At 73.6% G+C, this 12,645-nt stretch carries 12 protein-coding genes; 8 read left to right on the top strand and 4 right to left on the bottom strand.

Going from position 1 to position 12,645, the window contains the following annotated elements:
* Nucleotides 1-43: 43 nt before the first annotated feature.
* Together OG753_RS30370 and OG753_RS30375 are read right to left on the bottom strand one after the other, a co-directional pair.
* Nucleotides 44-1,039: a TAXI family TRAP transporter solute-binding subunit gene (locus tag OG753_RS30370; RefSeq protein ID WP_327264787.1), complete on the bottom strand. Its 996-nt coding sequence runs from the start codon at nt 1,037-1,039 to the stop codon at nt 44-46.
* 33 nt (nt 1,040-1,072) lie between these two features.
* Entirely contained in the window at nt 1,073-2,212 is a 1,140-nt protein-coding gene (locus OG753_RS30375) for a LysR family transcriptional regulator (protein WP_405790891.1), read from the bottom strand.
* 71 nt (nt 2,213-2,283) lie between these two features.
* Between OG753_RS30375 and OG753_RS30380 the strand changes: the two genes are divergently transcribed.
* From OG753_RS30380 to OG753_RS30390, 3 genes are all read left to right on the top strand, one after another.
* On the top strand, nt 2,284-2,997 hold the full coding sequence (locus OG753_RS30380) for a maleylpyruvate isomerase family mycothiol-dependent enzyme (protein ID WP_405790892.1): 714 nt from the start codon (nt 2,284-2,286) through the stop codon (nt 2,995-2,997).
* Nucleotides 2,994-4,517: a tRNA (N6-isopentenyl adenosine(37)-C2)-methylthiotransferase MiaB gene (gene miaB / locus OG753_RS30385; RefSeq protein WP_405790894.1), complete on the top strand. Its 1,524-nt coding sequence runs from the start codon at nt 2,994-2,996 to the stop codon at nt 4,515-4,517. Before OG753_RS30380 ends, miaB begins: the two co-directional genes overlap by 4 nt.
* A 133-nt stretch (nt 4,518-4,650) precedes the next feature.
* Nucleotides 4,651-5,358, top strand: a complete 708-nt coding sequence (locus OG753_RS30390) for a class III extradiol dioxygenase subunit B-like domain-containing protein (protein ID WP_327264791.1) — start codon at nt 4,651-4,653, stop codon at nt 5,356-5,358.
* Between the two features lie 88 nt (nt 5,359-5,446).
* On the opposite strand, the gene OG753_RS30395 is transcribed toward OG753_RS30390, so the two are convergent.
* Nucleotides 5,447-5,692: an antitoxin gene (locus OG753_RS30395; protein WP_327264792.1), complete on the bottom strand. Its 246-nt coding sequence runs from the start codon at nt 5,690-5,692 to the stop codon at nt 5,447-5,449.
* 23 nt (nt 5,693-5,715) lie between these two features.
* Nucleotides 5,716-5,883, bottom strand: coding sequence for a gliding motility protein (locus OG753_RS30400; RefSeq protein ID WP_327264793.1), 168 nt, complete (start codon nt 5,881-5,883; stop codon nt 5,716-5,718).
* Nucleotides 5,884-6,110: 227 nt separating this feature from the next.
* On the opposite strand from OG753_RS30400, the gene miaA reads away from it, so the two are divergent.
* The 5 genes from miaA to OG753_RS30425 all read left to right on the top strand — a co-directional run bounded on the left by miaA (nt 6,111) and on the right by OG753_RS30425 (nt 12,613).
* Nucleotides 6,111-7,049, top strand: coding sequence for a tRNA (adenosine(37)-N6)-dimethylallyltransferase MiaA (gene miaA, locus OG753_RS30405; RefSeq protein WP_327264794.1), 939 nt, complete (start codon nt 6,111-6,113; stop codon nt 7,047-7,049).
* A 189-nt stretch (nt 7,050-7,238) separates the two neighbouring features.
* Nucleotides 7,239-7,694: a hypothetical protein gene (locus OG753_RS30410; RefSeq protein WP_327264795.1), complete on the top strand. Its 456-nt coding sequence runs from the start codon at nt 7,239-7,241 to the stop codon at nt 7,692-7,694.
* Nucleotides 7,695-7,747: 53 nt separating this feature from the next.
* On the top strand, nt 7,748-8,623 hold the full coding sequence (gene dapF / locus OG753_RS30415; RefSeq protein ID WP_405790897.1) for a diaminopimelate epimerase: 876 nt from the start codon (nt 7,748-7,750) through the stop codon (nt 8,621-8,623).
* A 140-nt stretch (nt 8,624-8,763) separates the two neighbouring features.
* Nucleotides 8,764-10,845 (top strand): RelA/SpoT family protein, encoded by a 2,082-nt coding sequence (locus OG753_RS30420; protein ID WP_405790898.1) that lies wholly within the window; start codon nt 8,764-8,766, stop codon nt 10,843-10,845.
* A 268-nt stretch (nt 10,846-11,113) separates the two neighbouring features.
* A complete protein-coding gene (locus tag OG753_RS30425) occupies nt 11,114-12,613 on the top strand; it encodes a M1 family metallopeptidase (protein ID WP_327264798.1) in 1,500 nt (499 codons plus the stop codon).
* The last annotated feature ends 32 nt before the right edge of the window (nt 12,614-12,645 follow it).

Here is a 12,645-nt window from a genome sequence, read left to right on the forward strand (position 1 = left end):
CCCGGCGCACCTGGCGTCCCGCGCAGGCGCGCCCCGGGGGACCTCAGGGCTTGACGGACCGGTAGTACCGGCGCGCGCCCTCGTGCAGCTCCAGAGGGTCGGTGTAGATCGCCGTGCGCAGGTCCACCAGCTGCGCCGCGTGCACCTCGCGCCCGACGAGGTCGCGGCTGGAGATCACCGTCTGCGTCAGCTGCTCGGTGAGCGCGGGGTCCGTCTTGGCCGTGGTCACCAGCAGGTTCGGTACGGCCAGCGTCGTCACGGAGCTGGTGTTGCGCGCCAGCGCGTACGCGTCCTGCGGCATCACCGCCGTCCGGTAGTAGCGCGCCGGGCTGCCGCCCTGCTGCAGCTGTTCCACCAGGTCGCCCAGTTGCACGAGCCGGATGTCGAACCGCCCCGACAGCTCGCTCACGGCGTTCGTCGGCAGGCCGCCGGACCAGAAGAACGCGTCGATCCTGCCCGCCTCGAGCTCGCCCGGCATGGTGTCGATGCCTATGGTCACCGGCGTGATGTCCAGCACCGGGTCGATCTTGGCGGCCTTCAGCAGCCGCTCCGAGACGAGCCGCACGCCGGACCCGGGCTGGCCGATGGCGACCCGCTTGCCGCGCAGGTCACGGGCCGACTGCACCGGGGAGCCGGCCGGGACCACCAGCTGCACGTAGTCGTCGTAGAGCCGTGCGACCCCGCGCAGCTTGTCCGCGGCGGGCTTCCCGTCGAGCCGGTACTTGGCAACCGCGTCCGCCGTCGCCACGGTGAAGTCCGCCTCGCCGGTGGCCAGCCGCTTCAGGTTCTCCTGCGAGCCCTCGCTGGTCTCCAGCCGTACGTCCACCCCGGGCATGCTCTCCCGGAGCTCCTGCTCCAGCAGCTGGCCGTAGCGGTGGTAGACACCCGTCCGCGCGCCCGTGCTGAAGACCAGGTCGCCCGCCAGTTCCGTCTGCCCGAAGGGCTTCAGCCACCAGGTCAGGACGCCGAGCACGGCGAGTACGGCCACCAGGACCCGCAGGGCGTGGCGCCTGCTGATCCGGGGCGGTACGAGAGGCATGGCCGCGATCCTGCCACCCCATCCGCCGTCCTGTCACGGCGCGGCCGGTCCGGGGGCTCCCGAGCGGAGCCTTTTCAGCAGCTCGCGGGCGGCCGGGCCGGACGGTCCGTCCGCCCGCCAGGCCACGGCGACCCGCCCGTACAGCGCGGGCTCCGTGATCCGCAGGGCGCACAGCCCGCCGCCTCCCCTGCCCCCGCCCTCGGCCGCGGCCGCGCTGCCCGTCTCGCTCTCGGCCCCTGCCGCGCTGCCGGTCTCGCCCGGGCCGCCGGTCTCGGCCGCGCTGCTCGCTTCGGCCGCGCCTCCGGTCCCGGCCGCGCTGCTCGCCTCGGCCGCGCCTCCGGTCCCGCCCGCGCCGCCGGCTTCCGCCGCGCCGCCCGTCCGTCTGCCCGCGGTGGGTGCGCCCGCTCCTGACTCCGCCCCGGAGGGCACCACCGCCACCCCCAGCCCCCGCGCGGCCAGCCGGACCAGGACGGCGGGTGCCGCCGCCTCGAAGTCCACCCGCGGGGCGAATCCCGCCTGCGCGCACGCCCGCTCCAGCACCGCGCGCAGCCCGGTCCCGCGCGGCAGGCCGATCAGGGCCCGCCCGCGCAGGGCGGCCAGCGGGATCGCCCCGTCCACGGCCGCCGCCACCAGGGGGTCGTCCGCCCGGACCGCCGCGACCAGCGGTTCGTCGAGGACCACCTGCGTGGCGATACCCGGCGGTGCCTCCCCGCCGAGGCCCACCACCGCCAGGTCCAGCTCCCCGCGCAGCAGCGCGGCCAGCATCCGCTCCGAGGTGTCCTCCGACAGCGCGATCTCCACCCCGGGGTGCTCGTCGTGGAAGTCCCCGAGCGCCCCCACCACGTCGAACCCGTCCACCACCGCCCCGGCCGCCCCCGGAACCAGCCCGAGGGCCACCCGCCCGCGCAGCAGGCCGGAGAACTCCTCCGCCGTCCTGCGCACGCCCTCCACCGCCGCCAGAGCGGCCCGCGCGTACGAGAGCACCGCACGGCCCGCCTCGGTCGGGGTGACCCGCCGTGCGGAGCGGTCGAGCAGCCGCTGCCCGAGCTCCCGCTCCAGCTGCGCGATCTGGGCGCTCACCCCGGGTTGTGACACGTGCAGCCTCGCCCCGGCCCGGGTGAAACTGCCCTCCTCCACCACGGCCACGAAATAGCGCAACTGAGCCAGTTCCATAAGCTCGGATTCTAGATCGCAGAAGCATCTGCTCTTGGACTTATGAAAGGTCCCGCCCCGACCCTGGATCCATGAGCCGATCAGCGCCCCGACCCGAGCCCCGCCCCGGCCCCCGCCCCGGCCCCCGACCCGCGCCCGCCCCCTCCGTGCGCCGCCGTACCATCGCCGCGGCCGTCGCCGCCGAACGCCGCGAGCTGGCCGACGTACTGGACTCCCTCCCCCCGGACCAGTGGGACGCACCGTCCCTCTGCGCCGGCTGGCGCGTCCGCGAGGTCGCCGCCCACATGTCCCTCGGCTTCCGCACCACCCTCCCCGGTTTCGCCGCCGAGCTCCTGCGGGCCCGCGGCGGCCTGCACCGGATGACCGACCGCACCGCCCGCCGGGACGCGGCCGCCTTCACCGAGCGCGAGCTGGCCGCCCTGCTCCGCGAGAACGCCGCCCACCCCTGGAAACCGCCCGCGGCCGGCCCCACCGGAGCCCTCGCCCACGACGTGGTCCACGGCCTCGACATCACCGTCGCCCTCGGCCACCCGCGCCGCGTCCCCGAGGACCGGCTGCGGCTCCTCCTCGACGCCGTCACCCCCCGCTCCCTGCGCTTCTTCGGCGCGGACCTCACCGGCATCCGGCTGTGCGCGCAGGACCTCGACTGGTCCCACGGCGAGGGAACCCCGGTGCACGCGGACGCCCAGGACCTGCTGCTCGTCCTCTTCGGGCGCCGCCTTCCCGAGGATCGGCTGAACGGGGGACCGGAGGGCCACCGGGTACCGCCTACCCTTATTGCATGACCAGCAGCGACCGGAGCCAGGCAGTGGACGTGAAGCGAAGCTACGAGGTGCGCACCTACGGGTGCCAGATGAACGTGCACGACTCGGAGCGGCTCTCCGGTCTGCTGGAGGACGCCGGCTACGTCCGGGCGCCCGAGGGCGCCGACGGCGACGCCGACGTCGTGGTCTTCAACACCTGCGCGGTCCGCGAGAACGCCGACAACAAGCTCTACGGCAACCTCGGCCGGCTGGCCCCGATGAAGACGAAGCGCCCCGGCATGCAGATCGCCGTCGGCGGCTGCCTCGCGCAGAAGGACCGCGACACGATCGTCAAGCGGGCCCCCTGGGTCGACGTCGTCTTCGGTACGCACAACATCGGCAAGCTCCCCGTGCTGCTGGAGCGCGCCCGCATCCAGGAAGAGGCGCAGGTCGAGATCGCCGAGTCGCTGGAGGCGTTCCCCTCCACGCTCCCGACCCGCCGCGAGTCCGCGTACGCCGCCTGGGTCTCGATCTCCGTCGGCTGCAACAACACCTGCACCTTCTGCATCGTCCCCGCGCTGCGCGGCAAGGAGGAGGACCGCCGGCCCGGCGACATCCTCGCCGAGGTGGAGGCCCTGGTCGCCGAGGGCGTCTCCGAGATCACCCTGCTCGGCCAGAACGTGAACGCGTACGGCTCGGACCTGGGCGACCGCGAGGCCTTCAGCAAGCTGCTGCGCGCCTGCGGCCAGATCGAGGGCCTGGAGCGGGTCCGCTTCACCTCCCCGCATCCGCGCGACTTCACCGACGACGTGATCGCGGCCATGGCCGAGACCCCGAACGTCATGCCGCAGCTGCACATGCCGATGCAGTCCGGCTCGGACCCCATCCTCAAGGCGATGCGCCGCTCGTACCGCCAGGAGCGCTTCCTCGGCATCATCGAGAAGGTCCGCGCCGCCATCCCGCACGCCGCGATCTCCACCGACATCATCGTGGGCTTCCCCGGTGAGACGGAGGAGGACTTCCAGCAGACGATGCACGCGGTGCGCGAGGCCCGTTTCGCGAACGCGTTCACCTTCCAGTACTCCAAGCGCCCCGGCACCCCCGCCGCCGACATGGACGGGCAGATCCCCAAGGAGGTCGTGCAGGAGCGGTACATGCGCCTGGTCGCCCTGCAGGAGGAGATCTCCTGGGACGAGAACAAGAAGCAGGTCGGCCGGACCCTGGAGGTCATGGTCGCCGAGGGCGAGGGCCGCAAGGACGGCGCCACGCACCGCCTCTCCGGCCGCGCGCCCGACAACCGGCTGGTCCACTTCACGAAGCCGGAGGCGGAGGTCCGCCCGGGTGACGTGGTCACCGTGGACATCACCTACGCGGCCCCGCACCACCTGCTGGCCGAGGGCCCGACGCTGACCGTGCGCCGCACCCGCGCGGGCGACGCCTGGGAGAAGCGCAACGCGGCCCCGGCCCAGCCGGCGGGCGTCATGCTCGGCATCCCGACGCTGGGCGTCCCGGCGCCCCTGCCGACCGTGACCGCAGGCTGCTCGGTGCCCGCCTCCTCCTGAGGCGCCTGCTGCCCGCCCGGCCCGCGCCCTGCCCGGTCCGCCCGGTCCGACCGCCTGCCGTCCGCCGACCGGGCCGCGGGCGCGCGCCGACGTGCGTCCCGCCCCTCGTGCGCGTCCGGCTAGGCTGCGGATCATGCTCGTAGCCGCCGCCGTCTGTCCCGCCCCGCCGCTGCTCGTACCGGAGGTCGCCGCGGGGGCCGCCGCCGAACTCGGCGACGCCCGCACCGCCTGCTCCGACGCGCTGGCGGTGCTCGCCGCGTCCCGGCCCGACCTGCTGGTCGTGGTCGGGGCGGCCGGCCACGACCATCGCGGGGCCTACCCGCAGGGTGCCCGCGGCAGCTTCCGCGGATTCGGCGTCGCGAGCGACGTACAGCTGGGGGAGGGCGAGGAGGGACCGCGCCTGCTGCCCCCCTCGCTCGCCGTCGGCGCCTGGCTGCTCGGACACGCGCGCTGGGGCGCCGCCCCGGTCGAGGGGCTCGGGGTCGAGGAGCCCCTGGATACCGCGCGCTGCCTGGAAACCGGCCGGGAACTGGGCGCGCGCCACGACCGGGTCGCGCTGCTCGTGATGGGTGACGGCAGCGCCCGGCGGACCCTCAAGGCCCCCGGCTACCTCGACGAGCGGGCCGCCGCCTTCGACGAGGCCGCGGCCCGCGCGCTGGGCGCCGCCGACGTGGCCGCGCTCACCGCCATCGACGCCGGTCTCGCGGCCGAGCTCCAGGCCGCCGGACGGGCCCCCTGGCAGGTGCTGGCCGGCGCCGCGGAGGGCGCCGAGCTGGAAGGCCGCCTGCTGTACGAGGACGCGCCGTACGGCGTGGGGTACTTCGTGGCCACCTGGTCGTAGGCGCCGCGTACGGGCCGAGAGGCCCATGGAACGCCGAAGGGGCGCGGGACCGGCATCAGCTCGTCCCGCGCCCCTTTCCGGGACCGCGTCAGGAGGCGGCCGGCGGCGTCGGCCCGCCGGGAGCGTCCTTGTGCGCGATCTTCCCCAGGGCGTCCTTCGCCTTGCCCGTCCCGCTCGTGATCTGGCCGCTGTACTTGCCCTTGGTCTTGGAGTCCACGGCCTTGGCCACCTTGTCGAGACTCTCGCCGATCCTGCCCTCGTGCTGCTGGGCGAGGTCGCCGACCTTGTCCTTCGCCGGACCGAGCTTGGCCTTCAGATTGTCCAGCAGGCCCATGGGTCACCTTCCGTTGGCGGTGGCTACGTGCGGGCGCCCTCACCGGTCTCGCTGTCCGCGGCCACCTCGGCCGACTGCTGCTTCGGAATCTCCACGGCCTCCGCCGCCTGAGCCTCCGCGGCCGCAGGTCCGGCCTCGTCGGCCGCACCGGACTCCGCCGTCGGGTCCGTCGCCGCGACCTCCTCGGTCACGACCTCGTCCTTACGACGAAAAAACCGATCAAAAACGCCCATGTCTGCTCCTGTAACGTTACTCGTGTGAGTGAAGTTCCGCCTTGACCGGACCGGCCTCCGCCGGGCGTACGCCGGGCGTATGCACGGCCGGAACCTCGCCAGGGCAACGACCTCACCCCCACCCCGTCACGTCACTCGATCGGGTACATGCTCCTGTCTTGACCAGCGGCTGCGAGACTGGGGCGGTGAGGAAAGCAGCCCCCGCCCCGCGGGTCATCGCCGTCGTCGGTCCCACCGCGGCGGGAAAGTCCGACCTGGGCGTCGCCCTGGCCCGCCATTTCGACGGCGAAGTCGTCAACGCCGACTCCATGCAGCTCTACCGGGGGATGGACATCGGCACCGCCAAACTGACGACCGAGGAACGCGGTGGCGTCCCGCACCACCTCCTCGACATCTGGGACGTCACCGACACCGCCAACGTCGCCGACTACCAGCGACTGGCCCGCCTGGAGATCGACAGGCTGCTCGCCGAGGGCCGCACCCCCGTCCTCGTCGGCGGATCCGGCCTGTACGTCCGGGGCGCCCTGGACGTCATGGAATTCCCCGGGACCGATCCCGAGGTCCGCGCCCGGCTGGAGGCGGAGCTCGCGCTGCGCGGCCCCGGCGCCCTGCACGCCCGCCTCGCCGCCGCCGACCCGGCCGCCGCCCAGGCCATCCTGCCCAGCAACGGCCGCCGCATCGTCCGCGCGCTGGAGGTCATCGAGATCACCGGCCGCCCCTTCACCGCCAACCTTCCCGGCCACGAGTCCGTCTACGACACCGTGCAGATCGGCGTCGACGTGGCCCGGCCGGAGCTCGACGAGCGGATCGCACTGCGCGTGGACCGGATGTGGGAGGCCGGGCTGGTGGACGAGGTCCGCACCCTGGAGGCCCGCGGCCTGCGCGACGGAATCACCGCCTCCAGGGCGCTCGGCTACCAGCAGGTGCTGGCCGCGCTGGCCGGCGACTGCACCGAGGACGAGGCCCGGGCCGAGACCGTCCGCGCCACCAAGCGGTTCGCGCGCCGCCAGGACTCCTGGTTCCGCCGCGACCCGCGCGTGCACTGGCTCAGCGGGGCCGCCGCCGACCGGGGGGAACTCCCCGGGCTCGCGCTGTCGTTGGTCGAACGAGCGGTCACAGCCTGATCACGTGATTGCATCGGGACGCCTCACGCGCCAGTAGTGGGGCCGGGGGCGTGCCATCATCAAACTCGAGCGGGTGCGATCACCTGCGATGAACGGCGGCAAACCGAGTCCGAGTGGGGAGGGCGCGTGGCGATGGAGGCCGGCCCTCGTGACACCGGGCGGGACGAAACCCGGAGGGAAGCGGACCCGATGCTTCTGGACGGGACGGACGGGCCCGCCGGGCTCGGGCTGCCCGCGGAGCCCGCGCGGCTGACCCCCGACGGCCCGGACACGCCGGACCCCGCCGAGGCGGAGGCCGCCGCCGGACCCGAGTTCGAGGTCGAACTGCGTCCGCAGCGCCGCCTGCGCCTGTGGCAGATCGCCCCGATCGCGATGCTCGCCGCCACTGGCTCGCTGATGTTCGCCTTCCCGCTCGCCTTCGAGTTCGGCGACGGCGGAGCAGTGGTGGCCATGCTCGGCTTCCTGATCAGCTGCTGCGCCGGAGGCTGGGGGATGATGGCCGCTCGACGGGTGGGCTACACGTGGCCCGGTCTCCCGGCCCGGGGGAGCGGCCGCCGCCCGGACTGGCGCCTGGCCGCGCTGTACGCCGTGGTCGCACTGGCCGTCGTAAGTCTCGCCGTGTACCGGGTCGCCCGGCTCCGCTGACCGCCCCTCGGACGGCTCGACCCCTCTGAGCAGGGGCTGGGTACCATGTGCGGGTGACGCAGACCACCCTCTCCTTCCTCAAGGGCCACGGCACCGAGAACGACTTCGTGATCGTCCCGGACCCGGACAACGCCATCGAGCTGCCCGCGTCCGCCGTCGCGAAGCTGTGCGACCGGCGGGCCGGCATCGGCGCCGACGGCGTCCTGCACGTCGTCCGGTCCGCCGCGCACCCGGAGGCCGCGCACCTGGCCGACGAGGCGGAGTGGTTCATGGACTACCGCAACAGCGACGGCTCCATCGCCGAGATGTGCGGAAACGGCGTGCGCGTCTTCGCCCGCTACCTCCAGTACGCCGGACACGTCGAGCCCGGTGGACTCGCCGTCGCCACCCGGGGCGGCGTCAAGCGCGTGCACCTCGACAAGGGCGGCGACGTCACCGTCTCCATGGGCCGCGCCGAGCTGCCCGAGGGCGAGGTCACGGTCTCGGTCGGCGAGCGCTCCTGGCCCGCCCGCAACGTGAACATGGGCAACCCGCACGCCGTGGCCTTCGTGGACAGCCTCGACGACGCCGGAAACCTGTACACCGCCCCGCCGTTCAGCCCGGCGTCCGCCTATCCCACCGGCGTCAACGTCGAGTTCGTCGTCGACCGCGGCCCCCGGCACGTCGCCATGCGCGTCCACGAGCGCGGCTCCGGCGAGACCCGCTCCTGCGGCACCGGCGCCTGCGCCGTCGCCGTGGCCGCCATCCGCCGCGACGGCGCGGACCCGGCCGCCACCGGCGAACCGGTCTCGTACACCGTCGACCTCCCCGGCGGAACCCTGGTCATCACCGAACACCCCGACGGGCGGATCGACATGACCGGACCGGCCGTGATCGTGGCCGCGGGAGAGTTCGACGGGGCCTGGCTCACCGAAACGGCTTTCGCGTGAAGCTTCCCTCTAATGGGTGATCCGTTTCACGCTGAGCGAGAGGTGGACTGCGCCACGTGGTGGGGTCGGTAACATCAGGCACCGGCCCTGAGGGCTCACCCCATGCCCGCCACCGCCGGTCGAAGCCGCCGGAGGTGCCCATGAGTGCAGAGGCCACGAACCCCGAAGCACACCCCGAAGCGCGCCCTGAGCTCCGCAGACGTGGGCGGACCAGGCTCGATCTGCGCCGTCTCGGGCGTGCGGCCCTGCTCGGGCCGACGTCCAGGGACAGGCTCCCGGACGCCATCGGACACGTCGCCGAGGCGCATCGCGCCCACCATCCGGACGCCGATTTGTCCATTCTGCGCCGCGCGTACCTCCTCGCGGAGACCTCGCACCGCGGCCAGATGCGAAAAAGTGGTGAGCCGTACATCACACATCCACTCGCCGTCACCCTGATCCTCGCCGAACTCGGCGCCGAGACAACCACCTTGACGGCCTCTCTGCTCCACGACACCGTCGAGGACACCGACGTGACCCTCGACCAGGTCCGGGCGGAGTTCGGCGACGAGGTCTGTTTCATCGTCGACGGCGTCACCAAGGTGGAGAAGATCGACTACGGCGCCGCCGCCGAACCCGAGACCTTCCGCAAGATGCTCGTCGCCACCGGCAACGACGTCCGCGTCATGTCCATCAAACTCGCCGACCGGCTGCACAACATGCGCACCCTGGGCGTGATGCGACCCGAGAAGCAGGCGCGCATCGCCAAGGTCACCCGCGACGTCCTCATCCCGCTGGCCGAGCGGCTGGGCGTCCAGGCCCTCAAGACCGAGCTGGAAGACCTCGTCTTCGCGATCCTGCACCCCGAGGAGTACGAGAGCACCCGCGCGCTCATCGCCGCCCACGCGGGCGAGAGCGACCCCCTGCCGGCCATCGCCGACTCCGTGCGCGGCGTGCTGCGCGACGCCGGCATCGCCGCCGAAGTACAGGTACGGCCACGGCACTTCGTCTCCGTGCACCGCATCGCCCGCACCCGCGGCGAGCTGCGCGGCTCCGACTTCGGCCGCGTCCTCGTCCTCGTCGGCGAGAACGCCGACTGCTACGCCGTGCTCGGCGAACTCCACACCTGCTTCACCCCGGTCATCTCGGAGTTCAAGGACTTCATCGCCACCCCGAAGTTCAACCTGTACCAGTCGCTGCACACCGCCGTCGCCACGCCCGAGGGCTACGTCGCCGAGGTCATCGTGCGGACCCGGCAGATGCACCGCGTGGCCGAGGCCGGCGTGGTCGCCCTCGGTAATCCGTACGCCACTGCGACTCCCGACGCGGCCGCCGACCCGGACGAGGAGCGCGTGGACCCCACGCGGCCCGGCTGGCTGTCCCGGCTGCTCGACTGGCAGCAGTCCGCGCCCGACCCCGACACCTTCTGGACCGTGCTCCGGGCGGAGCTGGCCCAGGACCGGGAGATCACCGTGTTCCGGGCCGACGGGGGCACCCTGGGCCTGCCGGCCGGCGCGAGCTGTATCGACGCCGCCTACGCGCAGCACGGCGAGGCGGCCCACGGCTGTATCGGCGCCCGGGTCAACGGGCGCCTCACCTCCCTGTCCTCCCCGCTGTCCGACGGGGACACCGTTCAGCTGCTGCTCGCGCAGGACGCCTCCTCCGGACCCGCCGTCGAGTGGCTGGACCACGCGCGGACCCCCGCCGCCCGGATCGCCATCAGCAGCTGGCTCGAATCCCATCCCGACCGTGCCATGGCCACGACCTCCGCCGCCCGGGCGCCGCTGTCGGTGGTCGGGGCCCGCGGCGGCGGGGGCAACGCGGTCGCGGATCTGCCGGACGCCACCGTGCGCCTGGCCGGGTGCTGCACCCCGGTGCCGCCCGACGCCGTCGCCGGCTTCCTGGTCCGCGGCGGGGCCGTCACCGTGCACCGCATCCACTGCGCCGCGGTGGCACAGATGCGCGCAGTCGGGCGCACGTCCGTGGCCGTGCACTGGCGGGCCACGGCGGACTGCCGGGTCACCCTGCTCGCTGAATCGTTCGGCCGCCCGCACCTGCTGGCCGACCTGACCGAGGCCATCGCCCGTGAGGGGGTCGAGGTGGTCTCCGCGACCGTGGAGCCCCCGGTCGAGCAGCGGGTCCGGCACAGCTACACCCTGCAGCTGCCCGACGCGGCCGGGCTGCCGGCGCTGATGCGGGCGATGCGGGACGTGCCGGGCGTGTACGACGTCAGCCGGGTGTAGCCGGGCCGGTCGGACTGCGGTCTGTCAGCCGGTCGGTCAGCCGGTCAGGCCAGTCGCTCGGACTGCCCGTCGGTGGGTCGGTCAGCCGGTCGCTCGGACTGCCGGCCGTGGGTCGGTCAGCCGTCGGCCCGCAGCGGTCGCGACGCCGGCCCGGCGCGGTCGTGGCGTCAGCCCGGCGTAGGCCGGTACGGCTCCGGAAGGCCCCGTTCGGGTGGAACCGTCGCGCGTCGTACGCGGCCGCGTGGCGGGCGCTGGTAAGCGGTGGTGGATGCAGCTCTCCTCCCCCCGCCTGCGCGCCGCCCTGCTCGCCGCGGCCTCCCTCACCCTCGTCGCCGCCGTACTGCCCCCGCCGACGGCGCTGGGCATCGGCGACCGGCTCTTCCCGGAGCTCGGGAACCCCGGCTACGACGTCCTCTCGTACGACCTGTCCTTCGCCTACAAGGACAACCTGAGCCCCCTCGACGCGGTCACCGTCATCGACGCCCGGGCCACGGAGCGGCTGGAGCGCATCAACCTGGACTTCACCCACGGCAAGGTGGCGTCCGCCGAGGTCAACGGGGAGCCGGCGCAGTTCGACAGCGTGGGGGAGGACCTCGTACTGACGCCCGCGCGCGCGGTGGCCGGCAACATGCCCCTGCGGATCACCATTCGGCACACCAGCGACCCGCGCGGACGCGGGGACGGCGGCTGGGTGCCCACGGAGGACGGCCTGGCCATGGCCAACCAGGCGGACGCCGCGCACCGCGTCTTCCCTTGCAACGACCACCCCGCCGACAAGGCGTTCTTCACCTTCCGGATCACCGCCCCGGCCGGTCTCACGGCCGTCGCCAACGGCGAGCCGGTGGCCCCCGCCCTGCGGCTCGGCCCCACCACGACCTGGACGTACCGGACCCGGCACCCCATGGCCACCGAGCTGGCCCAGGTCTCGGTGGGCCGCTCCGAGGTCGTGCACGGCACCGGACCGCACGGGCTGCCGCTGCGCGACGTGGTGCCCGCCCAGGACCGGCAGCGGTTGGACCCCTGGCTGAAGAAGACCGCGGGACACATCGAATGGATGGAGGAGCGGGTCGGCCGCTACCCCTTCGAGAACTACGGGGTGCTGATCGCGCGGGCGACGACCGGCTTCGAGCTGGAGACGCAGACCCTCTCGCTGTTCGAGAGCAATCTGTTCTCGGGCGAGGGCTACCCCGACTGGTATGTCGAGTCCGTGATGGTCCACGAGCTCGCCCACCAGTGGTTCGGTGACAGCGTCACCCCGCGGACCTGGTCCGACCTGTGGCTGAACGAGGGACACGCCACCTGGTACGAGGCCCTGTACGCGGACGGACTCGGCAAGTACTCCCTGGAGCGGCGCATGCGCGAGGCGTACCAGCGCTCCGACCAGTGGCGGGCGGCGGGCGGCCCCCCGGCCGCCCCGAAGGCCGCCGCGCCCGGCGAGAAGATCGGTCTGTTCCGGCCGGTGGTCTACGACGGGTCCGCGCTGATCCTCTACGCGCTGCGGCAGGAGATCGGCGCCCCGGCCTTCGACCGCATCGAGCGCCGCTGGGTCACGGAGAACCGGGACGGGGTCGCGGGCACGGCCGACTTCGTACGTCTGGCCTCGCAGGAGGCGGGCCGGGACCTCACGGCCTTCCTGCAGCCCTGGCTGTACGGGACCACGACCCCGCCGATGCCGGGGCACCCGGAGTGGAGCGGGAAGGCGGCCGCCGGGCAGGCCTCCGGCGGCAGGGCGGCCTCCGGGCAGGCCGCCCCCGGCAAGGGCGCGTAGGGCGGAAGACCCGATAAAGCGTGTGACCGGCG

It is taken from the genome of Streptomyces sp. NBC_00029 (assembly GCF_045160505.1).
In the GTDB taxonomy this organism is placed as follows: domain Bacteria; phylum Actinomycetota; class Actinomycetes; order Streptomycetales; family Streptomycetaceae; genus Streptomyces.